The organism is Mesorhizobium sp. B2-3-13, assembly GCF_006442195.1.
GTDB lineage: Bacteria > Pseudomonadota > Alphaproteobacteria > Rhizobiales > Rhizobiaceae > Mesorhizobium > Mesorhizobium salmacidum.
This window is the reverse complement of the sequence record NZ_VFVQ01000011.1, coordinates 129,573-152,288: the sequence shown is the minus strand read 5'-3', so window position 1 is coordinate 152,288 and position 22,716 is coordinate 129,573. Positions and strand designations below refer to the sequence as shown.

Genomic DNA, 22,716 nt, shown 5'->3' with positions numbered 1-22,716 from the left:
TCGGATGTTTCAGCCTATGCGTCCGAACCAGGCGTCGTAACCGCCGAGTTCGACCGAACCGGTGCTCGCCTGCCCGGAAAACCCGTGTCCCACCAAAGGTTGCAGGGTTCGGTTGCCGAGGTCAACCTTCGTCGGCCTGGCGCCCAGATTGAAAACGCAGACGACCTCCTCATTGCCCGCCCGGCGGGTGAAGGCGACGGTGTCGCCCTCGCTTTCGATGAAGGTGATGTCGCCCTTTGCCAGCGCCGGATGGGCGCGGCGGAAGGCGAGAAAGCGCCGGTAATGCTCAAGCAGGGAGGTCTCATCGCCTTGCTGCACGTTGACCGCCTGTGACAGATGCTTGGCCGGCACCGGCAGCCAGGGTTTTGCCGGGGAGAAGCCGCCATTCCTGGCGCCGCCATCCCACACCATGGGCGTGCGGCAGCCGTCGCGGCCCTTGAATTCCGGCCAGAAGCGGATGCCGTAGGGGTCCTGCAGGTCCTCGAAGCGCAGGTCGGCCTCGCCGAGCCCGAGTTCTTCGCCCTGGTAGATGCAGACCGAGCCGCGCAGCGACATCAGCAATGCCGAGATGACCTTGAGATAGGCGGACGGGTCGGCTTCGTCGGCGGCCCAGCGCGAGGCCGGGCGCATCACGTCATGGTTGGAAAACGCCCAGCACGACCAGCCGTCGCTGGCGACCCTGCCAAAGGTTTCCAGCACCGAGCGCACTTTGGCGGCGCTGATCTTTTCCGGCGCCAGGAAGTCGAAGGAATAGCACATATGCACGCGCTTGCCGCCGGCGGTATAGGCGGCGACCACGTCCAGCCCGCGCTGCGAATCGCCGACTTCGCCGACCGCCGCGGTCGCCGGATACTCGTCGAGCAGCGCCCTGAAGCGCTCGAGGAAAGCGAGGTTCTCCGGCCGGCTCTTGTCGTAGATATGATCCTGGTAGTTGTAGGGGTTGACCGCCGGCGCGGTCTGGTCGTTGCGCTCTTCCGGCGGCAGCGGCGGATTGTTTTCCAGCCCCTGGCTGTGGAAGTAGAAATTGATGGTATCGAGACGGAAGCCGTCGACGCCGCGCTCCAGCCAGAAGCGGGTGACGTCGAGCAGCGCGTCCTGGACTTGGCGGCTATGGAAGTTGAGGTCGGGCTGCTCGGCCAGGAAATTGTGCAGGTAATATTGCTGGCGGCTGGTGTCCCATTGCCACGCCGAGCCGCCGAAGATCGACAGCCAGTTATTGGGCGGCGTGCCGTCGGGCCTTGCGTCGGCCCAGACATACCAGTCGGCCTTCGGATTGGTGCGGCTCGAGCGACTTTCCATGAACCAGGGATGGATATCGGCGGTATGCGACAGCACCTCGTCGATCATCACCTTGAGACCCAGCCGGTGCGCCTCCGCCGTCAGCGCGTCGAAGTCGGCCAGTGTGCCGAACATCGGGTCGACGTCACAATAATCCGAGACGTCGTAGCCGAAATCCTTCATTGGCGATTTGAAGAAAGGCGAGATCCAGATGGCATCCGCGCCAAGGGCCGCAATGTAGGGCAGCCTGCCGATGATGCCCTTGAGGTCACCGATGCCGTCGCCGTTGGAGTCCTGATAGCTGCGCGGATAGATCTGGTAGATCACCGCGCCCCGCCACCAGTCGCGATCAATGGCGGGATCTGGTTTCGAAGTCGCCTTCAAAGCCGAGTGCATTGTCTCAACCTCCTTTCACCGAGCCGGCCAGCAGCCCGCGGACGAAATAACGCTGCAGCGAGAAGAAAACGATCAGCGGCACGATAATGGTGATGAAGGCCGATGTCGTCAGGATCTCCCAGTTGCCGCCACGCGAGCCGAGCAGCGCATTGAGCTTGGCCGTCAGCACGATCTGGTCGGGCGCCGTTCCGAGGAAAACCATTGCCACCAGGAGATCGTTCCATACCCACAGGAATTGGAAGATGGCGAAGGAGGCAAGCACCGGGAAGGACAGCGGCAGCACGATCTTGACGAAGATCTCGAAATCGCTGGCGCCGTCGATGCGCGCCGATTCCATGATCTCGCGCGGCAGGCCGGCAATGTAGCTTCGAAGCAGATAGATGGCGAAGGGCAGGCCGAAACCGGTATGCGCCAGCCAGATGCCGAGATAGGTCTTGGACGGCACGCCGAAGAACGTCCCGACGCCGTTGTAGAGCTTCAGGAGCGGGATAAGCGACATCTGCAGCGGCACCACCAGCAGGCCGATGACGACAGCGATCAAGAGCGCGCGGCCCGGAAAGCGCATCCAGGCCAGCGCATAGGCGGCAAACGCCGCGATCAGGATCGGGATGACGGTCGCCGGGATGGTGACCGTCAGCGAATTCATGAAGGAGCGGCCGATGCCTTCGGAAAACAGCACGGTCTGATAATTGTCGGTGGTGAATTTCGGCGGCGCCGACGAAGCGTAGTAGACGCGCTGGCCCCGGTCGCCTTCGAATGCCTTTGGCGAGGCCATGACGAAGCTGCCGTCGGCGTTGAGTTGCAGGGTCACGCCGTCACCGAGATCGGCTGATGTGCCGGCAGGATACTGCGTCGGTGCCGCCGCCTTGACGCCGAAGGCGCTTATAGCGCGCTTGGCCCCGTCGCCGAAGATATTGCCCTGGAGAACGAACTTGCCGTCCTTTTCTGCTTGTGTCGAGGCGGCCGGCAGTCGCCCGGCTTCTGTTTGGCTGGAACTGGCGAAGGAATTCCACCAGCCCGAGGCGATGATCTGGTCCTTGTCGCGCAGCGACGAGACGAGGATGCCGAGCGTCGGGATGGTCCAGATCACCACGAAGACGAGCACCGCGATATGGACGCCGAAACGGCTGGCGAACGAATTTCCGGTCGCGACGGCCATCTCAGTGCCCTCCCGTCTCTTTGTTGGCCTGGCGAATGTTCCAGATCATGATTGGAATGACAGCGATCATGATGATGATGGCAATGGTCGCGCCGCGGCCGAAATCGCCGCCGCCGCGGAACATCCAGTCGAACATCAGATTGGCCAGCACCTGGCTGTTCCATTGACCGTTGGTCATGGTCAGGACGATGTCGAACACTTTCAGAACCAGGATGGTGATGGTGGTCCATACCACCGCGATGGTGCCCCAGATCTGCGGCACCATGATCTTCCAGAAGATCTGGAACGGGTTGGCGCCGTCGATGACCGCGGCTTCCAGTGTTTCTTCGGGGATGCCGCGCAGCGCCGAGGACAGGATGACCATGGCGAAGCCGGTCTGGATCCAGATCAGGATGACCATCAGGAAGAAGTTGTTCCAGAACGGCAGCGATATCCAGACCTGCGGCTGGCCGCCGAAATGCTGGATGATGGCGTTGAGCAGGCCGATCTGGGTCTGGCCCTGGCCGCGATATTCGTAGATGAACTTCCAGATCACGCTGGCGCCGACGAAGGAGATGGCCAGCGGCAGGAAGATCAGGCTCTTGGCAATCGTGCCCCACCATATCTTGTCGGTGAGCACGGCGATGATCAGGCCGAGGAAGGTGCAGGCCGCCGGCACCACCGCCAGCCACAGTATGTTGTTCCGGATGGCGTTTCGCAGATCCGGATCGCGCAGCGCCCACTCGTAGTTGGCGGACCCCACGAAACTCGTGCCGCCGCGGTCGAAGAAAGACAGCCACAGCGTCGCGATCACCGGGTAAATCAGGTAGATGGTCAGGATGATCAGCGCCGGACCCACGAATAACCAGGGCCGCACCAATCCCTGCCGGCGCAGATTGTTAACGGCGGTCGTCCCGGACACCCCGCGCGCGGGGAAGATCAGGTCGAGCAGTTTGTTGGCGCCCCAGAAATAGGCGACGCAGCCGCCGACGCCGATGATGATGACGAATATTGCCGAGAAAATCTGAGCCGCCATGGGTCCCTCTCCCTGCGCGTGACCGGCCAGCGATGCTGGCGACCGATGCGCTGACTTTCAGTTATTCGGAACAATCGAAACGCGAAGCTTCCGGCATGCACCGCCAGTCGGATCCGGGCTATGGCCCGGATCCATTAGCAAGATCAGGAAGGGTTAGGTCGCGCCGGAGCGGCCTATTTGATAGCGTCCCAGCTCTTCTGGATGTCGGTGGCGACGTCCTGGGCGGACTTGCCGCCGACCAGGTCGATCATGCCGGTCCAGAACGAACCGGCGCCCACCTTGCCGGGCATCAGGTCGGAGCCGTCGAAGCGCACCGTCGTGGCGCCGACCAGGATCTCGCCCTGCTTCTTCAACGCATCGCTGCCATAGGCGTCCTTGTTGGCGCCTTTGAAGGGGGTGACGAAGCTCTTCTGCGCCATCCACAATTCATGCGCGAGCGGCATCTGCAGGAACTTGATGAATTCGCGCGACGCCTTGGAATCCTTGGTGATCATCACCAGCGTTCCGGCCACCTCCAGCGGCGTCCCGAGTTCCGGCTTGGAGGCGTAGGGCGGATAGGGGAAGAAGTCCGCATCCTGGCCAAGCTTCACGCCCTCCGGGAAGAAGGAAGGGATGAACGATGCCTGATGGTGCATGTAGCACTTCGGCGGCACGGTGAAGAGGCCCTTCGGGCTGTCGCGGAAGTCGGTCGCCGCGACCGCCTTGGCGCCGCCGTCGACCATCTTGTCGTCGGTGGCGATCTTGCCGAAGATGTCGATGGCGTTGACCACTGCCGGATCGGTGAACGGGATCTCGTTCTTCACCCACTTGTCGTAGACTTCAGGCGGCTGCGTCCTGAGCATGATATCCTCGACCCAGTCGGTCGCCGGCCAGCCGGTCGCGCCGCCCGAGCCAAGGCCGATGCACCAGGGCTTGCCGCCATCGGCGATGATCTTCTTTTCGAGCTCGGCCAGTTCTTCCTGCGTCTTCGGCACCTTGTAGCCGGCTTCCTCGAAATTGTCGGGCGAGTACCAGACAAGCCCCTTCACGTCGATCTTGTAGGGAAAGGCATAGAAGCCCGGCTTGCCGTCCTTGCCCGTATAGGTGCCGAGCTTGGCCCAGGAGTCGCCGGCGGCGTAATTCTCCTTGACCCAGGCCGCGACGTCGTCGCCGAGCGGGGTCAGCACGCCCTTGGAAGCGAGGTCCTGGATGAGGCCCGGCTGCGGCAGGACGGCGATGTTGGGCGGGCTGCCGGCCTGGGTGTCGATGACGATCTGCTGCTCGTAATTCTCGGACGAGGAATATTTGACCTCTGCGCCGGTGGCCTCGGAGAAATAATCGAGTACCGACCGGACAAGCGCCTCGTCCTCGCCACGCCATGGGCCGAAGATCGACAAGGTCTCACCCTTGAGGTCGACTTTCTTGAGGTCTTCATAATTTGCCCAGTGAAAGTGCTGATCTTCGCCGGGCTTGAACTTCAGTTCGGCCTGCGCGGGCGCGCTCAGGGCGAACGCGGCAGACGCAACGCCCAGCAAAAGCAACTTCTTCATCGGTATTCCTCCCAGTGGGTCACACATACAGGACGGAACCTCCATTCCGCCCGCCGACGCCGCAGGACTGTGACTCACTCGCAAGGGAACCGCAACCTTTCGAAGAGCCTTCCAAAGCGCTTTGGCTTTGCCGATCTCGCCATTGAATCAATCAAGAGTCAAGAGTGTTCGCGAACTAATCGATTTAATTGCCAGCAGTCTGCGCTCGAAAGGTGCGTCGCAACATGCTTTTTTGGCGGCGCAACAGCAATTTCTGTTTCAAAGCGGACCCCCGCACGCATATGGTCTCCGCGATGTGGCCGCATCTCGGTTAGTGTTTTGGTCGGTTCAATCTAAAAGCGCTTTGAGGCAGGGAGGCCTCTCGTGAACCTCAAGCAACTCGCACATATGCTGGCGCTTTCGCAGACAACGGTAAGCCGGGCGCTGAACGGCTATCCCGAAGTCAACGAGGAAACCCGCAGGCGCGTCATGGACGCCGCCAAGCGCCACGGCTATCGTCCCAATCCGAGCGCGCGTCGGCTGGCCACGGGCAAGTCCGGAATGATCGGCTACGTGCTGCCGACGGGTGCCGCCGTCGACATCGACCCCCACTTCGTCGAATTCCTGTCCGGCCTCGGCGACTATGCCCGCTCGCACGAACTCGACCTTGTCCTGTCCCCGACCGACGCCGACGATCAGGAGACGACCTACCGGCGCGTCGTCGCCAACCGGCAGGTCGATGCCGTCTACATCTCTTCGCCCAGGCCCGCCGACCGGCGCGTGGCGCTGGTCAATACGCTCGGCATTCCCTTCATCGTCCATGGCCGCAGCGAGGGCTTGGACTTCGACTATCCCTTTCTCGACATCGACAATGAAGGCGCTTTCCACGAGGCCGCCCGGCTGCTCGTCCAGCTCGGCCACCGGCGGCTGGCACTGATCAATGGCGATGACGGGGAAACCTTCGCCATTCATCGCGAGCGCGGCCTGCGCCGGGCACTGGCAGCAAGCGGCCTGACATTGGACGATCGCCATGTCTGCTCCGTCGTCATGACCGAGGAGAACGGCTATCGCGCCGCCCGGCGCCTGCTTGAACAGGACGGCGCGCCGACGGCAATCGCCTGCTCCAGCCTGATCATGGCGCTCGGCGTCGTGCGCGCGGTGCGCGACCTTGGCCTCAGCATTCCCGGCGACATCTCGCTGATCGCCCATGACGACGTCTTTCCCTGGCTGAAGCCGGAGAATTTTTCCGTGCCGCTGTCGACGACGCGCTCGTCGATCCGGCTGGCCGGCGCGCGCATCGCCGAGCGGCTGGCGGCGCGGATATCGGGACTGGAGGAGGGTGCGCGCGGGGAGGTCTGGCCGGTCGACCTGGTGGTCAGGGGATCGGTCGCCGGCGCGCCGGCCTAGGGTCGCCAGAGTGCCCTCTTAACCCCGCGTTTAGCGCGCTTAGCCCAACATGGCCGGATGAAAATCGATCAGCCAAATGCGGTTTTCGGCCAACGCGGGCGCGAAGCCAGCGTACCGGCTGCCTTGGTTGGCCGCACGGTCGAACCGACGCGCACCATAGGCCATCTTGTGCGTCTGCTTGGCTTAGTGGCGTTCCTGCTCACCGTGGCCGGCGCTGTCTTCTGGACGTTGCCTGGCATCGAAAAATGAATCTGGAAGCCGGGCGAGCAGAGCGGAAAGTGGTCGAGATCGTCAACCACAACCCCGGACTTCAACAATGTTGATGTCCCACACAGGAACTCACCTATGAAGGCCATGTCACGTCAGACCTGAACCCCACCGAAATGTTCATCGGAAGTGAACTCGAATTCAACGCCATGATCAAATATTTCTATTCCGATCGAAGGCTGCCCAAGAAGCGGTTGTCCAACTCGGAAATGATCGAGATCAACGGCCTTTACCGGGTTATTGGCAGCGATGAGCAGGCGGTATTAATGCGATGGCTGGCAATAATCGGTTTGGCTGTCGCCGGGCTTTGTCTTGGAGTGGCGTTGCTTCCGCTATTCCGTCGAACCCGGCCAACTGGCGACAGGTTGATCGGCCGCAGATCGACGAAATCGACGCCTGAAGCGAAAAACCTACTCCCTCACGGCGTCGGCCGCCTTAAGATCCAGCAGCCCGTAGCCGAAATCATTGTCGCGCCCCTTGGGCCCGAGATCTCTCGCCGTCACTGCAAGTGCCTTCTCGATGTCGTTGGCCGAGCGGTCGGGCGTGGCGTGGATGAGGTTGGCGATGGCGCCGCTGACGATCGCCGCGGCAAACGAGGTGCCCGTCACCACGTCCGAGCCGGCGCCGCTCGGTGCCACCATCTCGACGCCCGGCGCCGAGATGAAGACATAAGCGCCGCGATTGGCCTGCGGCATCAGTCCGTCACTGGCGTCGGTGGCCGTCACCGCGATGACACCGTCAAAGGCGGCCGGATAGCCATAGGGCGCCTTCGGGCCGTTGTTGCCGGCGGCGGCGACCAGCACCATGCCGAGCGCCCGTGCATTACGGCAGGCGGTGCCGAGCAGGTCGTTTTTCGGGCCGACGAAGCTCATATTGATGATGCTGACATTCTGGTCCGCCGCCCAGTCGAGCGCCGACAGGATGACGTCCATGGTCGACTTGCCGCCCTCGAAGGCACGCGCGTGGTAGATTTTCGCGCCCGGCGCCATGCCTTCCAGCGGGCCGACGCCGGCAATCAGACCATCGATCGAAGTGCCGTGGTCGCGCTTTTCGATCGGGACGTCGGGCATCGCGTCGAACTGCGCGGCGATGACCCCGGCCAGAGCCGGATTGGTATCGTCGATGCCGGTATCGATGACGGCGACACGCACGTTCTCGCCACTGGCCTGTTTGGCGTCGAGCGCGATACGGTCGAAGGCATAGTTGACGATGCCGGCCGCCTGCTGCAGCGAATAGATATGATTGGGCTCGCGGCGCTGCGTGCGGCCGTCGGCGGCAAGCTGCGCCAGCACGACGCCGACGGGGCGGCCATCGGGAATGCCGAAACGCACCAGCGTGGTGCCGAGCAGCCGGGACTGGCGCTGCGAGCGCACTTCAAGGCCGAAGGAAGCGGCGATCTGCTGCACGGCTTCGGCATCGCCTTCGACGGTCACCAACACCTCGTCGGGTACGAAGTCGCCGGTCACGGCGCGTCGCGACTGGACGGCGATGAGATCGGTCGGCGAGATGATCGGGCCACCGGATGGCGGGCCTGCCTGGTTCCCGGCGGGGGCTGTCGCGGGCTCCGGCCGTGGTGCCGGAACCGGTGCAGGAAGGGCGGCCGGGTTGGGGAAGAGGTCAATGATCAAGGCGGGCAGAAAAACGGCGCCGGCCTGGGCCGCACCCGACCCACCCTTATCGCCGCCGTCCTTGACGCAGTCGGCCGCGGCCGCCTTGGCCTCGTTGCTGCAATCGATTTGCGTCCGGTCGGGAGTGGCATCGTTGCTCTGCGCCGACGCAGGCACGGCGGCGATCGTCATCGCCGCCGCCAGGATAGCCGCAAATCGAATGACCGCCTCAACCGCCATCAACAGGTTTCCTTCCCTCGATCACAGCCTCCGCGAAAGGCTGGGCGGCAATAAGGCCCCGCAGTTTCTCATAGTCGGCGGCTGTCGTCGCCGGAATGGCGAGCCTGAAGACGCCGTCGGCGGTCGGCCCGCCGATGATCTTGAGCTTGTTGGCGTCGAGAAAGGCCGCAATATCGGCCATCCTGGCGTCCGGCTTGAATTTGATCAGCGCGAACGGCAATTTGGCCAGATCGTCTTGTGCGCCGGCGATCTCGAAATTGCCGCCCTTGCCGCCAGGCTGCACCAGAGACTGGACCGCGATCAAGGCCAGCAGGACCGCTGCCGCCGCCCAGGCGACGCCGACCGGCACCGCCATAAGACGGCCCCAGGTCTGCGCCAACCAGGATGCGCTTGCGGGCGCCCGAACCGGCCCTGCCTCCGCGTCGAGCGCCTTGGCGAAGCGGCTGAGCGCATCGGCCGGCGGGCGGATCGCCTCATTGGCCGCCGCCGTGCCGGAGAACTCGGCTTCCGCCTCGCCGAGCGCGACAAGTGCCGCCGGATCTGTGGCCAGCCATTCTTCGATGGCTTCCAGATCCGAACCTTCGAGCGAACCGTTCAGGTAGAACGGCAGCAGCGTTTCCATTTCGTCGCGGCGCGACATCTTTTCAGCGGCGCTCATGGCCACCCCCTGTCGTAACCGGCGGCCTTCAAGGCTTCGCCGAGTTTCTTGCGGGCGTAGAACATACGGGTCTTTACGGTCGCGACCGGGGTGCCGAGCACCTGTGCGATCTCGGTCACCGATTGCCCTTGATAATAGGCGAGGTCGATCACCGTGCGGTGCTCCTCAGGCAAGGCGTCGATGAGGCGGCGCAAGGCGGCGGCCTTGTCCTCCTTCATGGTGACGACCTCAGGCGTGTCGGCGCTATCGGGCACCGCCGCGGCGGCCTCGTCGTCGATCCAATCTTCCTTCTTCTTGCGCAGCAGCGAGAGCGCCTTGAAGCGGGCGATGCCGAGCAGCCATGTCGAGACTTCGGACCGCCCTTCGAAGCTCGGCGCCTGGCGCCACAGTTCGAGGAACACTTCGTTCGCGATATCGTCAGCCATCATTTCCGATCCCGTCTGGCGCGCCACGAAGCGGTAGACCCGCGCGTGATGACGCATGAACAGGAGCCGCACGGCAGCCCGGTCGCCCTTCGCGACCCGGTCGACAAGCGCGCGATCGGTCTCCGTCGCCGCCGTCATGGCCGGTCGAGCCGCCTGGCTCCTGTCCGCTCTGTCGCCGATCGATCCAAAAAGGTTCATCCTCCGCCAAGGAATTCTGGGAGGCTAACCGAAGAGCGGGACGGTTGCCAGAGCATCCCTTTTCGCCATTTACGGGGAGAAGGTGCCGGCAGGCGGATGAGGGGCGGCGCCAGCCACTCGATCAGGACAGAAAAGCCTTCGCTTTCAGGACAGAAAAGCCTTCGCTTTCATCGTCGCCGGCACCGGCACGCCAAGCCGGCTCAGAACCGTTGGCGCCAGTTGCAACTGGTCGAGCAGCGTATCGGCGTCCGGCCCTTCGCCCTGTCCGAAATAATACAGCGCGAAATCCTGCATCTCGTCGTCATGGCCGCCATGGTGGCCGCGGTCGGTCTGGCCGTGGTCGGCGGTGACCATGACCTCGTAGCCGGCCTCGATCCAGCCCGGCAGGAAGGCCGCCAGCATGCCGTCCATGGCGTAGCAGGCATGGTCCATCTCGTGGCAGTCATGGCCGAAACGGTGGCCCATCGAGTCCAGCGTGCAGGTGTGCAGGACACCATAGTCGATGCCGTGGCGCCGGGTGAGCATGGTCAGCGTCGCGAACAGGTCGACATCGCTCGGCGTCATCTGGTTCTTGAGATTGTAGCCGGTCATGGTGTGGAAGCGGCCATGCTTGATCGGGCCGTCCGGCTCGTCATATTCCATGTCCTCGACGAGATCGAACGGGTAGGAGCGGAAGAATTCGGACCAGTAGGAATGGGTGACCGCGCCGGTCTTGCCGCCGGCCTTGCTGACTTCCGAGAAGATGTCGGGCTGCACGACGCGAAAGCGGTTCTCGTTGGACAGGATGCCGTGCACCTGCGGCGACACGCCGGTGTGGATCGAGGCATAGCAGCAGGCCGAGGTCGACGGCAGCACCGAGCGCATCTTCCACACTCGTGCCCCGCCCGACTGCACCCAGCCTTCGAGATTGCCCATCAGCCGGCGCCAGTTCCGGTAGGGAACGCCATCGAGGATGATCAGCAGAAGCTTGGATTGGATCGCCACGGGTTGCTCCATGCGATTGTCTGTTGAAACGAGTGCGCCGCGTGTCGTTCGGACACGCGGCGCTTTCGCTATGAGACAGATGTCACGCGTTCAGCCAGCATTCTCCCAGCGCGTACCCATCCATCATTTCGCCGATCGGGTTCTTGACCCATCCGCTGATCTTGTTGGTGGCGGCCGCGTCGATGAACTGGTTGAAGAAGGGCACGATCAATCCGCCTTCATCGCGCATCATCACCGCCATGTCGTGGTAGATCGCCTTGCGCTTGTCCTGGTCGAGTTCGCCGCGCGCCGCGAACAGCATCTTGTCGAATTCCGGCCGCTTGAAGCGTGTGTCGTTCCAGTCGGCCGTCGAGACATAGCCGGTGGAATACATCTGGTCCTGCGTCGGGCGTCCGCCCCAGTAGGAAAGAGAGAAGGGCTGCTTGTTCCAGACTTCCGACCAATAGCCGTCGCCCGGCTCGCGCTTGATCTCGATCTTGATGCCCGCCTTTGCGCAGGACTGCTGGTAGAGCTGGGCGGCGTCGACGGCGCCGGGGAAGGCGACGTCGGAGGTGCGCAGCAGGATGGAGCCGCTGTGGCCCGATTTCTTGTAGGCTGCCGCGGCCTTCTCCGGGTCGAACTTGCGCTGTTCGATGGCGGTAAATAGCGGATAGGCCTCGTTGATCGGGAAGTCGTTGCCGACCGAGCCGTAGCCGCGCAGGATCTTCTCAAGCATTTCGTCGCGGTCGATGGCGAGCTTCAGCGCCATCCTCAGATCATTGTTGTCGAACGGTGCGGTGTCGCAGAACATGTTGAACGGGTAATAGCCCCGGCCCGACACGTTCTCGATGCTGACGCCTGGAATGCGCTTGACCAGGTCGACGACCTTCGGCTCGATACGGTTGATCATGTGGACCTGGCCGCCCTGCAGCGCCGCCAGCCTGGCCGTGGCGTCGTTGATGACGACGATCTCGATCTGGTCGGCATGCCCCGCCTTGTCGCCACGCCAGTAATTGGCGAAACGCTCGCCGCCATGGCGCACGCCGGGCTGGTTGACGGTGACTTTGTAAGGACCGGCGCTGATGCCCGCGTTGGGGTTGTCCTTGCCGCCATTCGGCTGGATGACGAGATGGTAGTCGGCCATCAGATAGGGGAAATCGGCGTCGGCGGCGCCGAGCGTGACGATGACTTCCTTGCCGCTGGCCTTGATGCCTTTGATGTTCTTGAGAACGCCGAGCGCGCCCGACTTCGATTTCTCGTCGGCATGGCGCTCGAGCGTGGCGGCGACGTCTTCGGCGGCAACGGTCTTGCCATTATGGAATTCGATGCCGTCGCGCACCTTGATCGTCCAGGTCTTGGCGTCCTTGGATGCGCCGATCTCCTCGGCAATCAGGTGAGTCAGGCTGTTGTCCGGCATCAGCCGGACCAGATATTCGCCCCACTGCTTGCAAAAACTGTAGGTGACCTGGCTGAGGTTCAGCGCTGGATCGAGGCTGTTGGTCGATTCACCGCCCTGCAGGCCGGCCTTGAGGACGCCGCCCTTGACAGGCGTCTGTGCGAAGGCCCTGCCGGCCAGCGTCGTGGCCAGCGCCGCCGACACGCCCAGTGCCGCGGTACGGCCAAGGAAGTCGCGGCGCGATATCCGGCCCCGGCCGGCGAGTTCAGCGAGATGGTCGAGTTCAGCTTTCATGTCCTACCCCTTGTTGAAAACAACGTCGCACCAGTGGCGCCCGTCCAAAGGACGTGTGGCGTCCTAGTGTTGCATGCGGATGACGGCCGCCATCTCCCTGGCTGGCGGATCGCCGGCTGGCTAGAGCAATTCCAAAAGTGTGAACGGTTTCCGTCCGGAATTGCGTAAAAACAAAGAGATAGAGCAGTTCATCGTTTCCGTGAAACGGTGAACCGCGCTAGTTCCCCGCGCTGGCCATGCGCCGCCCCTTGATCGCTTTTTCCAGCCACCCGATCTCCATCTCCGGGACCGATGACAAGAGAAGGTCGGTGTAGTCATCGAAGGGGGGCGTCAGCACCTTGCTTTTCGAACCATAGCGCACCACCTCGCCGCGATACATCACCGCGATCGAATCGGCGATCGACTTCACCGTCGCGAGGTCGTGGGTGATGAACAGATAGGCGACGTTCTCCTCCTTCTGCAGTTCAAGCAGAAGCTTCAGGATGCCGTGCGCCACCAGGGGGTCAAGCGCCGAGGTCACCTCGTCACAAATGATCAGCTTGGGTTTTGCCGCGAGCGAGCGGGCGATGCAGACACGCTGCTTCTGGCCGCCGGAAAGCTCGGCCGGGTAGCGGTCGACAAAGCCCTTGCCCATTTCGATCTTGTCGAGCAGTTCGGCGACGCGGGCATCGCGCTGCCTGCCGCGCATGCCGAAATAGAATTCGAGCGGCCGGCCGATGATGGTGCCGACGGTCTGGCGCGGGTTCATCGCCACGTCGGCCATCTGATAGATCATCTGCAGCTGGCGCAGGTCTTCCTTCGGCCGGTCGGCAAGCCGGTTGGCCAAGGGGCGCCCGTCGAATGTAACGGTGCCTTGCTCGGGCGGCAAAAGTCCGGTTATGGCGCGCGCCAGCGTCGACTTTCCGGAGCCGGATTCGCCAACCACGGCCAGCGTCTGGCCGGGGTAGATGTCGACCGAGACGTTCTTCAGCACCTTGACGTGGCCGCCGCCATAGGCGGCGGTCACGTTCTTGACCGACAGGAACGGCGCGGTGCCGGGTTTTTGTTCGGCATGTTCGATCTCGTGCACCGAAACCAGCGCATTGGTGTATTCCTGCCGCGGTTCCTTGATGATCTGGCGGGTGCCTCCCCATTCGACCAGCCGGCCGTGACGCAGCACCATGATCTCGTCCGAAACCTGGGCGACGACGGCCAGGTCGTGCGTGATGTAGAGCGCCGCCACATGGGTGTCGCGGATAGCATCCTTGATTGCCGCCAGCACGTCGATCTGCGTCGTCACATCGAGCGCCGTGGTCGGCTCGTCGAAGACGATCAGGTCAGGCTCCGAGCACAGTGCCATCGCCGTCATCACACGCTGCAGCTGGCCGCCTGAAACCTGGTGCGGAAAGCGTTCGCCGATGGCTTCCGGGTTGGGCAGGCTGAGCTTCTTGAACAACGCGACGGCGCGCTTCTCGGCCTCCGCTCGTGTCGCCGTTCCGTGCAGCAGCGTGGCTTCCACCACCTGGTCCATCAGCCTGTGCGCGGGATTGAAAGCGGCCGCCGCCGACTGCGCGACATAGCAGACCTCGCGACCGCGCAGCTTGCGAAAGTCCTCCTTGCCGCCCTTGAGGATGTCGCGGCCGTTGAGGAGCACCTCGCCGCCGGTGATGCGCACGCCACCACGGCCATAGCCCATGGATGACAGGCCGATGGTCGACTTGCCGGCACCGGATTCGCCGATCAGGCCGAGCACCTTGCCCTTCTCCAGTGTCAGCGAGACGTCGTGCACCAGCGTGATGGTCTTCGGCGCCTCACCGGGCGGATAGACCGTCGCCTCGATGCGCAAATTGCGGATGTCGAGCAGAGGGGTGGACTTTGCCTTGCCGTCGGCCATCACCCGCGTCCTCCCTTCAGACTTGTCGTGCGGTTCAGCACCCAGTCGGCGACAAGATTGACCGAGATCGCCAGCGCCGCGATCGCGGCCGCGGGAATGAGCGCTGCGCCTATGCCGAACACGATGCCGTCCTTGTTCTCCTTCACCATGCCGCCCCAGTCGGCGTCCGGCGGCTGCACGCCAAGGCCGAGAAAGGAAAGCGTCGACAGGAACAGCACCGCGTAAATGAAGCGCAGGCCGAGCTCGGAGATCAGCGGCGACAACGCGTTGGGCAGGATTTCACGGAAGATGATCCAGACGCTGCCCTCGCCGCGCAGCTTGGCGGCTTCGACATAGTCCATGACGTTGATGTCGACGGCGACCGCGCGCGACAAACGATAGACGCGCGTCGAGTCGAGAATGCCCATCACCAGGATCAGCGTCACCAGGTTGGTTGGCAGCACCGAGAGCACCACCAGGCCCATGATCAGTGTCGGGATCGACATCAGGAGGTCGACGAGGCGCGACAAGATTGTGTCGAACCAGCCGCCGAACACCGCAGCCGAAAAGCCAAGGATGGCGCCGAGCGAGAACGACAGCGCGGTGGCCAGCACCGCGATGAACAAGGTGATGCGGGCGCCATAGATCATCCGGGACAGCAAATCGCGGCCGAGATTGTCGGTGCCCAGCCAATGCCCCGCCGACATCGGCTCCCAGACATCGCCCACAATTTCGGCGTTGTCATGCGGCGAAATCCACGGCGCGAAGATCGCCGCCAGCACGAACAGTGCCGTCAGGATAATGCCGATCAACGCGGGGATGGGGATGCGTTTGATATCGAGCATGCCCGCCCCCTATTTCGGATGTCGCAGACGCGGATTGGCGACGATCGCCGCTATGTCCGCGATGATGTTGAGACTGATGTAGACGGCGGCGAAGATCAGGCCGACGGCCTGTACCACCGGCACGTCACGCTTGGTCACGTGATCGACGAGATATTGTCCCATGCCGGGATAGACGAAAATCACCTCGACCACGACGACGCCGACGATGAGATAAGCGAGGTTGAGCATGACGACGTTGATGATCGGCGCGATGGCATTGGGGAAGGCGTGCTTGCGGATGACGTTGAAGGCTGACAGGCCTTTCAGTTCCGCCGTCTCGACATAGGCCGACTGCATGACATTGAGGATCGCAGCTCGCGTCATGCGCATCATGTGGGCGAGCACCACCAGCGTCAGCGCCGTCGCCGGCAGCGCGATCGCCTGCATCCGCTCACCGAATGGCATGCCTTCATAGACGGTCGAAATGCCGGGAAAGATCTGCCACTTCACGGCGAAGAAATAGACCAGCACATAGCCGATGAAGAATTCCGGGAAGGAGGTCGAGGCGAGCGCCAGGCCGGAGATCAGCTTGTCGACCCAGCCATTGCGGTAGCGCACCGCGATCAGCCCGAGAATGATGGCCAGCGGTACAGCCACGATCGCCGCCCAGAAGGCGAGGAACAGTGTGTTCCACAAGCGCGACTTGATCGAGGTCGCGATATCCTGCCCGCTCGACATCGCAGTGCCGAGGTCGCCGGTCAAGACGCCGCCGAGCCAATGGAAATACCTGACATAGGCCGGGTCGTTCAGCCCAAGCTGCTCGCGCAAATTGGCCAGCGACTCGGGTGTCGCCGATTGTCCCAAAATGGCTTGCGCGACGTCGCCGGGCAGGATCTGCGTGCCGGCGAAGATCAAGACCGAGATGGCCAACAGAAGCAGGATGCCCAGCGCAATGCGCTGGGCAATTAGTTTCAGGATGGGTGAAGACATCTCTGCAAAGCCGGACTCAGGCCTGCAGCCAGCACTTCGCCAGGGCGTAGCCGTTCATCAGCTCCTGATGCGGGTCGTCCACCCAGCCATCGACCTTGGCGCCGGTGGCGTCGATGAACTGGTTGAACATCGGCAGGATCAGGCCGCCTTCGTCGCGCACCATGACAGCCATGTCGTGGTACATCTGCTTGCGCTTGGCCTCATCGAGTTCGGCACGAGCCGCCAGCACCATCTTGTCGAAATCCGGGCGCTTGAAACGCGTGTCGTTCCAGTCGGCTGTCGACAGATAGGCGGTCGAGTACATCTGGTCCTGCGTCGAGCGGCCGCCCCAATAAGAAGCGCAGAAGGGCTGCTTGTTCCAGACTTCGTTCCAGTAGCCGTCGCCGGGCTCGCGCTTGAGCTCGATCTTGATGCCCGCCTTGGCCGCGCTCTGCTGGAAGAGCTGTGACGCGTCGACAGCGCCCGGGAAGGCAACGTCCGAGGTCCTGAGCAGCACGGTGCCGTCATGGCCAGATTTCTTGTAGTGGAACTTGGCCTTGTCGGGATCATACTTGCGCTGCTCGATCTCGCTGAACAGCGGATAGGACGCGTTGATCGGGAAGTCGTTGCCGAGCGAGCCGTAGCCGCGCAGCACCTTGGTCAGCATCTCCTCGCGGTCGATCGCCAGCTTCAGCGCCATCCTGAGGTCGTTGTTGTCGAACGGCGCCGTGTCGCAATGCATGATGAACACGTAGTGGCCGGGGCCAGCGTGGTTGCGGATGGTGACGCCCGGCACGCGCTTGATCAGGTCGACGATCTTCGGCTCGACGCGGTTGATCATGTTGACCTGGCCGCCCTGCAGTGCTGCCGTGCGCGCCGTCGCGTCGTTGATGACGATGACCTCGATCTGGTCGGCATGGCCCATCTTGTCGCCCTGCCAGTAATTGGCGAAGCGCTCGCCGCCATGGCGCACGCCCGGCTCGTTGGTCTTGACCACGTATGGACCGGCCGAGATGCCGGCGTCGGGCTTGTCCTTGCCGCCATTGGGCTGCACGATCAGGTGATAGTCGCTGAGCAAATACGGAAGGTCGGCGTTGGCTTCCTTCAGCGTCAGCACCACTTCCTTGCCGCTGGCCTTGATGGTCTCGATGCCCTTCATATAGCCGAGTGCGCCGGATTTCGATTTCTCGTCCGAATGGCGCTCGAGCGTGGCGGCGACATCTTCGGCGGTCACCGTCTTGCCGTTGTGGAATTCGACGCCGTCGCGGATCTTCAACGTCCAGGTCTTCGCATCGTCCGAAGAGCCGATCTCTTCGGCGATGCGGTTCTCGAGCTTGCCGTCCGGCGACAGCTCGACGATCAATTCGCCCCAGCACTTGCCGAAAGCGAACGGCACCTGCGTCATCATCAGCGCCGGATCGAGGCTGTTGGTGGATTCACCGCCGACCAGGCCGGCCTTCAGCGTACCGCCCTTGACCGGACCCGCCGCGCGCGCAGCGCTTGAAAGCAGCGCGTTGGCGAAGGGTGCGGCGATGCCGAGCGCGGCCGCCCGGCCGAGAAAATCACGACGGCTCAGTTTGCCCGACGCAACCCGCCGGCTAAGGAATTCCAGTTCATTTGACATTTGAGTTCCTCACTCTGTTGGTTCGACTCTGCGGTCGATTTTCTTGCTTGTTGTTAAAGGGAATAATGACCGCAAGGGAAAGCGGTAAGCAAGACCGAATGCGACATGCCGTGGCGTAAATCGCACGTCGCATTTGGACCAACGATTTCAGCACTCAAACCAGCGCGCGCGGGACCTTTTCGTCGAAATCGCGCTCGAAGACGAGGTTTTCACCTTCGTAGGCCTCGATTCTGGCGCTGACGATGAAGTTTTGTGCGTCCGACCGCATCTGGGCCCATGTTTCGGTGCGGACCGACCATCCATTTCGCGACAGGGTCTGCGTCCAGTGTGTTTTCCCCGAGGCTGACAGAGGATCGTCGGGATGGATGGTCCAGGTTTCGCGGGCGATGCTGCCGTTGACCAGGCCGTGGTCGAGATCGCGCACTTCGCCGAAATCATCGGCAATGGAAAGCGTGACGATTCCCGTCTTTTCGTCGCGGTCGACATGGCGTTCGGAATTGGCCGGACGGATCGTCTCGGTCGCCCAGGGCGCGGCCCCTTCCGGCTCGGCGAAAACGGCTTCGTCACCTGTTGCCAGCAGTCGCAACGGCACCGATAGCGTGGCCTCCGACAAGGTCAGTCGTGCCGGTTCCGGCGAAGGCCAGATCATTGGCCAGTAGGCGGTCGAAACGGCGACGCGCAGACGGTGGCCGGCCGGCACGCGGTAGGCGCATTGGTCGAGCACGACACGCGCCGAAACCTCCTCCCCGGGAACCAGCACCTCGGGCAATTCATGCGAGTTGCGGTGCGTCAGATTGAGCACGCCATAGGAGATAAGTTCCGAGGCGCCGTCGGGATGCACGTCGCAAAGCCGGACCGCGATGTTGGCCTGGGGCCGATCGGAGGCAAGCAGGACCTCAAACTCCGGCGCGCCGACGATCTCGATCGGCTTGGTGAGCTCAGGCTGGTCGAAACACGCCGACAGCCCATCGTCAGGGCGCTGATCACCCGGCAATTCCGGCCCGAAGGTGAACGGAAAGTATTCGCCGCCGGCAAGCCCGCAGGTCTGCGGCGAAGCGACGGTTGAAGGCCCCGCATCAGGGGAAATGAGTTCGATCGCTTCGACCGCTATATTGGACGACGGCCACTCCTGCTCGGCTATCCAGCGGCCGGGTCGCTCCGGATGCCATCGGGCGGGACGCACGCTGTCCATCACATAGGCGCGGTAGTCGGGATCGGCCTCGACGCCGGTCTCGGCGCCCTTAAGCCAGTGGTCCCACCAGCGCAACGCTTCCTGCAGGAAGCCGATCGCGGGCTTGGGTTCGGCATAGTGCGGGTATTTGTGAATCCACGGTCCGACGATGCCCTTGACTGGTGCCTCGATGTTGCTGACGAGGTGCGATATCGTGTTGCGGTATCCGTCGTGCCAGCCGCCGATCGACAGCACTGCAGCATGAACAGCGGAAAAATCCTCGCAGATCGAACCGCGTTTCCAATAGGCGTCGCGATGCTGGTGGCTGAGCCACAGCGGCAAAAGGAACGACTGGTTCTCCAGCCGTTTCAGCCACAGATCGCGCCATTTGTCGTCGCCGGCAATCAGCGGATCCGGTGGCCGCGACGAATAGGACAGCATGGTCGAGGCCCAGCCGAAATTCTCGAGCAGCAGGCAGCCGCCCTTGTAGTGGATGTCGTCGGCATAGCGGTCGACGGTCGAGCACAGGCTGATCACTGCCTTCAGCGCCGGCGGCTGTTTGGCCGCCACCTGCAGGCAATTGAAGCCGCCCCAGGAGATGCCCATCATGCCGACATTGCCGTTGCACCAGGGCTGCGCCGCCGCCCAGGCAATGACATCGCAGGCGTCCTGCAGTTCCTGCTCGGAATATTCGTCGTCCATCAGCCCTTCGGAATCACCGTTGCCGCGCATGTCGACGCGGATCGAGGCGTAGCCGTGGCCGGCGAAATAGGGATGGGTAAGCTGATCGCGAAAGATCGTGCCGTCGCGCTTGCGGTAAGGCAGGTGCTCAAGGATGACAGGTACTGGATCGTCGCCCGCATCCTCCGGCATCCATACCCGCGCCGACAGCCGGCAGCCATCGGGCATGACGATGCCCATGTCGGGAAATTCGACGACCTTGCGGGGAAATTCGGTGATGGTTTTCATGGCAGGCATAACGCTCCGCGGCACGAGAACTTTCAATCGTCATTCGCGACTGGAGCAGCGAAATATGCGACCTGTGCCGCTACCGCAATTCGTCGAGCAGTTCGGGATGTTTCTCCAGCAATGTCATCAATTGAATGGTCGGGCCACTCGGTTCGATCAAGCCTCTTTCATACTTGTCGAAGGCGTTCTCGCCGACCTTGAACAGGGATCCGGCCTCGCGTTGCGACAGCTTGAGCTTCGTGCGCATGCGGCGGATGGTTGACGGCGCCGGCACGCCGTCGACCTTCTCCTTGAGCGCGCGCAAGGCGGCATCGACAGCGGCCATGTCGTCGCCGACATGCACACCCTCGCGATCCGATGGCGGATAATAACCGGGCAGGTCGATGATCATGCTCTCGCCCTTATAGGTTACGGTGAATGAACGGACCCCGCCCATCAGCATCTCCCCGGTTTCGGGGGAAATCATGGTCCTATTCTCCATATCTCAATTTGCCACCATAAAGGTGGCAACTCAAGTTCCATTCATATGAGGTCCGCGTCAATTTAGCGGAATGTCGTTTTCGGCCTTGTTCGCCTGATAGGCGCCGGACAGCTCGTCATAGCGTCTGGAAATCCTGCCGATCCGCTCCTCCAGCCGCTGGCGCTCGACCTCGGGCAGCGCTCTCACCAGCCTGCGAATCGAAAAACTTTTCCAATAGGCGTTCTCGGCGTTGTAGCCGCCGGGGTCGAGGGTGAAGACCTCTTTCAGGATTTTGAGATCATGCGGGATGGCGAAACTGTCGCGCGAATCCTCGTGGCTGAACAAATAGTAGAAATTGTCGAAGCCGGTCCAGGTGATCGCCGACAGGCAGAGCGAACAGGGTTCATGCGTGGCAATGAAGATGGCATCTTTCGTGTCGACACGTTCGGCCTTGGGCATTTCGTAAAAGCGCTTCAGGCAATGCACCTCGCCATGCCAGAGCGGGTTTTCCATCTCGTTGTTGGTTTCGGCCAGCACCAGCGACCGGTCGCCCTTGCGCAGGATCGCCGCGCCGAACAGCTTGTTGCCGTGCGCGACGCCTTCTGCCGTCTTCGGCACGATTTCGTGCTCGATCACGTCGAGCAGGCGGTCGATCAGCGAAATGTCGGTCATCACAAGCTCTCGTCGGGGATATGGATCTCGTAGGCGTGCGAGAAATGGAATTCCTCGAGATTGGCGCCGTCGCCGCCACGGTCGACAATCAAAAAGTCCTGAGGCTCTCTGATGGGCGTCAGCACGCCGTGCCACAGATTGCGGGAATAGTTGATGCCTTGCCCCGGTGCGGTGATGAAGGCATGTGGTTCGCCCGGCCCCTCCTTGCCGTCATGGCAGACGACGACCAGGAACGGACGCGGCGACAGCGGGATGAACGCCTGACTGCCCAAGGGATGACGCTCGACCATGGTTAGCTTCAGCGGCATCTCGTAGGGCGTGCCGCGTACCATGGAAATCAGCACGCGGGCGTTATGCCCTGCAGCTTCAGCGGTGGCGAGGGCGTGGTAGCGCTCGGCCTTGCCGCCATTGATCGGATAGTGATTGTCGCCGCCCATGTCGATGACGTCGCCGAATTCGGCAAAGGCCTCACGGGTAAGCGGCCGCGCGACGATGCGGGTCATGACGTCCGCTTCGCGATGCCAGCCCCGCCGAGCTTGGCATGCCGGTTGACATCCTTGTAGAGCAGATAGCGGAATTTGCCGGGGCCGCCGGCATAGCAGGCCTGCGGGCAGAAGGCGCGCAGCCACATATAGTCGCCGGCCTCGACTTCGACCCAGTCCTGGTTGAGCCGGTAGACAGCCTTGCCTTCGAGCACATAGAGCCCGTGTTCCATGACATGTGTCTCGGCGAAAGGAATGACCGCGCCGGGCTCGAGCGTGACGATGGTCATATGCATGTCGTGGCGCAGATCGGCGGGATCGACGAACCGCGTCGTTGCCCAGCGGCCTTCGGTGCCCGGCATCGACGTCGGCGCGATCTCCTGTTCGTTGGCGAAGAAGGCCCTGGGAATCTCAAGGCCATCGACCTCCTCATAAGCCTTGCGTATCCAGTGGAAGCGGACAGCCGCCTTGCCTTCGTTGCGGACCGTCCAGCTGCTGGCCGGCGGCAGGAAGGCAAAACCGCCGGGGCGCAACACATGTTTCTTGCCGTCGAGCAGAACCGTCAGTTCGCCCTCGACCACGAACAGGGCGCCCTCGGCGCCGGCATCGGGCTCGGGCCGGTCGCTGCCGCCGCCGGGCGCGACCTCGACGATGTATTGCGAAAACGTCTCGGCGAAGCCGGACAGCGGCCGCGACAGGATCCAGACACGCGTCTTGTCCCAGAACGGCAAGGCGCTGGTGACGATGTCCTGCATCACGCCCTTGGGAATGACGGCATAGGCCTCGGTGAAGACGGCGCGTCCGGTCAGAAGTTCGTTCTGGCCGGGATGGCCGCCCTGTGGGGCATAATAGGTGCGCTCGGGCATCCTGATCGTATCCATG

Annotated in this window: 20 protein-coding genes; 2 read left to right on the top strand and 18 right to left on the bottom strand. The window is 62.8% G+C overall.

What is annotated here, in order from left to right; translation table 11 throughout:
- Positions 1 to 9 precede the first annotated feature (9 nt).
- The 4 genes from FJ941_RS15425 to FJ941_RS15410 form a co-directional block, all read right to left on the bottom strand.
- A complete protein-coding gene (locus FJ941_RS15425; protein WP_140506811.1) occupies positions 10 to 1,674 on the bottom strand; it encodes an alpha-glucosidase in 1,665 nt (554 codons plus the stop codon).
- A 4-nt stretch (positions 1,675 to 1,678) separates the two neighbouring features.
- The gene (locus FJ941_RS15420) at positions 1,679 to 2,833 is read right to left on the bottom strand and encodes a carbohydrate ABC transporter permease (RefSeq protein ID WP_140506809.1); all 1,155 of its coding nucleotides are present in this window, start codon (positions 2,831 to 2,833) and stop codon (positions 1,679 to 1,681) included.
- A 1-nt stretch (position 2,834) separates the two neighbouring features.
- Entirely contained in the window at positions 2,835 to 3,848 is a 1,014-nt protein-coding gene (locus FJ941_RS15415) for a sugar ABC transporter permease (protein WP_140506807.1), read from the bottom strand.
- 173 nt (positions 3,849 to 4,021) lie between these two features.
- Positions 4,022 to 5,377: an ABC transporter substrate-binding protein gene (locus FJ941_RS15410; protein WP_140506805.1), complete on the bottom strand. Its 1,356-nt coding sequence runs from the start codon at positions 5,375 to 5,377 to the stop codon at positions 4,022 to 4,024.
- Between the two features lie 363 nt (positions 5,378 to 5,740).
- Here FJ941_RS15410 and FJ941_RS15405 point away from each other — a divergent pair, with 363 nt between their 5' ends.
- Together FJ941_RS15405 and FJ941_RS15400 are read left to right on the top strand one after the other, a co-directional pair.
- The gene (locus FJ941_RS15405) at positions 5,741 to 6,763 is read left to right on the top strand and encodes a substrate-binding domain-containing protein (protein ID WP_140506803.1); all 1,023 of its coding nucleotides are present in this window, start codon (positions 5,741 to 5,743) and stop codon (positions 6,761 to 6,763) included.
- A gap of 57 nt (positions 6,764 to 6,820) precedes the next feature.
- A complete protein-coding gene (locus FJ941_RS15400; RefSeq protein ID WP_140506801.1) occupies positions 6,821 to 7,012 on the top strand; it encodes a hypothetical protein in 192 nt (63 codons plus the stop codon).
- 428 nt (positions 7,013 to 7,440) lie between these two features.
- Here the strand turns inward: FJ941_RS15400 and FJ941_RS15395 are convergent, their stop codons facing one another.
- From FJ941_RS15395 to FJ941_RS15330, 14 genes are all read right to left on the bottom strand, one after another.
- Positions 7,441 to 8,877, bottom strand: a complete 1,437-nt coding sequence (locus FJ941_RS15395; protein WP_140506799.1) for a S8 family serine peptidase — start codon at positions 8,875 to 8,877, stop codon at positions 7,441 to 7,443.
- Positions 8,867 to 9,535, bottom strand: coding sequence for an anti-sigma factor (locus FJ941_RS15390; RefSeq protein ID WP_140506797.1), 669 nt, complete (start codon positions 9,533 to 9,535; stop codon positions 8,867 to 8,869). Before FJ941_RS15390 ends, FJ941_RS15395 begins: the two co-directional genes overlap by 11 nt.
- Positions 9,532 to 10,098 (bottom strand): sigma-70 family RNA polymerase sigma factor, encoded by a 567-nt coding sequence (locus FJ941_RS15385; protein WP_140506795.1) that lies wholly within the window; start codon positions 10,096 to 10,098, stop codon positions 9,532 to 9,534. Before FJ941_RS15385 ends, FJ941_RS15390 begins: the two co-directional genes overlap by 4 nt.
- 204 nt (positions 10,099 to 10,302) lie before the next feature.
- The gene (locus FJ941_RS15380; protein WP_140506793.1) at positions 10,303 to 11,142 is read right to left on the bottom strand and encodes an alkaline phosphatase family protein; all 840 of its coding nucleotides are present in this window, start codon (positions 11,140 to 11,142) and stop codon (positions 10,303 to 10,305) included.
- An 82-nt stretch (positions 11,143 to 11,224) separates the two neighbouring features.
- Positions 11,225 to 12,811 (bottom strand): ABC transporter substrate-binding protein, encoded by a 1,587-nt coding sequence (locus FJ941_RS15375; RefSeq protein ID WP_140506791.1) that lies wholly within the window; start codon positions 12,809 to 12,811, stop codon positions 11,225 to 11,227.
- Positions 12,812 to 13,028: 217 nt separating this feature from the next.
- Entirely contained in the window at positions 13,029 to 14,684 is a 1,656-nt protein-coding gene (locus tag FJ941_RS15370; RefSeq protein ID WP_140506789.1) for an ABC transporter ATP-binding protein, read from the bottom strand.
- Complete coding sequence (locus FJ941_RS15365) at positions 14,684 to 15,508, bottom strand: ABC transporter permease (protein WP_140506787.1); 825 nt, start codon at positions 15,506 to 15,508, stop codon at positions 14,684 to 14,686. Before FJ941_RS15365 ends, FJ941_RS15370 begins: the two co-directional genes overlap by 1 nt.
- Before the next feature lie 9 nt (positions 15,509 to 15,517).
- Entirely contained in the window at positions 15,518 to 16,477 is a 960-nt protein-coding gene (locus tag FJ941_RS15360; RefSeq protein WP_015314326.1) for an ABC transporter permease, read from the bottom strand.
- A gap of 16 nt (positions 16,478 to 16,493) precedes the next feature.
- The gene (locus tag FJ941_RS15355) at positions 16,494 to 18,080 is read right to left on the bottom strand and encodes an ABC transporter substrate-binding protein (RefSeq protein ID WP_140506785.1); all 1,587 of its coding nucleotides are present in this window, start codon (positions 18,078 to 18,080) and stop codon (positions 16,494 to 16,496) included.
- Between the two features lie 154 nt (positions 18,081 to 18,234).
- On the bottom strand, positions 18,235 to 20,220 hold the full coding sequence (locus tag FJ941_RS15350) for a CocE/NonD family hydrolase (RefSeq protein WP_140506783.1): 1,986 nt from the start codon (positions 20,218 to 20,220) through the stop codon (positions 18,235 to 18,237).
- A 79-nt stretch (positions 20,221 to 20,299) separates the two neighbouring features.
- Positions 20,300 to 20,686 (bottom strand): type II toxin-antitoxin system MqsA family antitoxin, encoded by a 387-nt coding sequence (locus FJ941_RS15345; RefSeq protein WP_140506781.1) that lies wholly within the window; start codon positions 20,684 to 20,686, stop codon positions 20,300 to 20,302.
- A gap of 72 nt (positions 20,687 to 20,758) precedes the next feature.
- Complete coding sequence (locus tag FJ941_RS15340; protein WP_140506779.1) at positions 20,759 to 21,352, bottom strand: nucleoside deaminase; 594 nt, start codon at positions 21,350 to 21,352, stop codon at positions 20,759 to 20,761.
- Entirely contained in the window at positions 21,352 to 21,855 is a 504-nt protein-coding gene (locus tag FJ941_RS15335; RefSeq protein ID WP_140506777.1) for an ureidoglycolate lyase, read from the bottom strand. Before FJ941_RS15335 ends, FJ941_RS15340 begins: the two co-directional genes overlap by 1 nt.
- Entirely contained in the window at positions 21,852 to 22,715 is an 864-nt protein-coding gene (locus FJ941_RS15330; protein ID WP_140506775.1) for a bifunctional allantoicase/(S)-ureidoglycine aminohydrolase, read from the bottom strand. Before FJ941_RS15330 ends, FJ941_RS15335 begins: the two co-directional genes overlap by 4 nt.
- Position 22,716: the final 1 nt, after the last annotated feature.

What these genes read in the sequence shown, in the direction of transcription:
- FJ941_RS15425 (WP_140506811.1), bottom strand. Translation starts at nt 1,674, where the DNA reads ATGCACTCGGCTTTGAAGGCGACTTCGAAACCAGATCCCGCCATTGAT.
- FJ941_RS15420 (WP_140506809.1), bottom strand. Translation starts at nt 2,833, where the DNA reads ATGGCCGTCGCGACCGGAAATTCGTTCGCCAGCCGTTTCGGCGTCCAT.
- FJ941_RS15415 (WP_140506807.1), bottom strand. Translation starts at nt 3,848, where the DNA reads ATGGCGGCTCAGATTTTCTCGGCAATATTCGTCATCATCATCGGCGTC.
- FJ941_RS15410 (WP_140506805.1), bottom strand. Translation starts at nt 5,377, where the DNA reads ATGAAGAAGTTGCTTTTGCTGGGCGTTGCGTCTGCCGCGTTCGCCCTG.
- FJ941_RS15400 (WP_140506801.1), top strand. Translation starts at nt 6,821, where the DNA reads ATGAAAATCGATCAGCCAAATGCGGTTTTCGGCCAACGCGGGCGCGAA.
- FJ941_RS15395 (WP_140506799.1), bottom strand. Translation starts at nt 8,877, where the DNA reads ATGGCGGTTGAGGCGGTCATTCGATTTGCGGCTATCCTGGCGGCGGCG.
- FJ941_RS15390 (WP_140506797.1), bottom strand. Translation starts at nt 9,535, where the DNA reads ATGAGCGCCGCTGAAAAGATGTCGCGCCGCGACGAAATGGAAACGCTG.
- FJ941_RS15385 (WP_140506795.1), bottom strand. Translation starts at nt 10,098, where the DNA reads ATGACGGCGGCGACGGAGACCGATCGCGCGCTTGTCGACCGGGTCGCG.
- FJ941_RS15375 (WP_140506791.1), bottom strand. Translation starts at nt 12,811, where the DNA reads ATGAAAGCTGAACTCGACCATCTCGCTGAACTCGCCGGCCGGGGCCGG.
- FJ941_RS15370 (WP_140506789.1), bottom strand. Translation starts at nt 14,684, where the DNA reads ATGGCCGACGGCAAGGCAAAGTCCACCCCTCTGCTCGACATCCGCAAT.
- FJ941_RS15365 (WP_140506787.1), bottom strand. Translation starts at nt 15,508, where the DNA reads ATGCTCGATATCAAACGCATCCCCATCCCCGCGTTGATCGGCATTATC.
- FJ941_RS15360 (WP_015314326.1), bottom strand. Translation starts at nt 16,477, where the DNA reads ATGTCTTCACCCATCCTGAAACTAATTGCCCAGCGCATTGCGCTGGGC.
- FJ941_RS15355 (WP_140506785.1), bottom strand. Translation starts at nt 18,080, where the DNA reads ATGTCAAATGAACTGGAATTCCTTAGCCGGCGGGTTGCGTCGGGCAAA.
- FJ941_RS15350 (WP_140506783.1), bottom strand. Translation starts at nt 20,220, where the DNA reads ATGAAAACCATCACCGAATTTCCCCGCAAGGTCGTCGAATTTCCCGAC.
- FJ941_RS15345 (WP_140506781.1), bottom strand. Translation starts at nt 20,686, where the DNA reads ATGATTTCCCCCGAAACCGGGGAGATGCTGATGGGCGGGGTCCGTTCA.
- FJ941_RS15340 (WP_140506779.1), bottom strand. Translation starts at nt 21,352, where the DNA reads ATGACCGACATTTCGCTGATCGACCGCCTGCTCGACGTGATCGAGCAC.
- FJ941_RS15335 (WP_140506777.1), bottom strand. Translation starts at nt 21,855, where the DNA reads ATGACCCGCATCGTCGCGCGGCCGCTTACCCGTGAGGCCTTTGCCGAA.
- FJ941_RS15330 (WP_140506775.1), bottom strand. Translation starts at nt 22,715, where the DNA reads ATGGATACGATCAGGATGCCCGAGCGCACCTATTATGCCCCACAGGGC.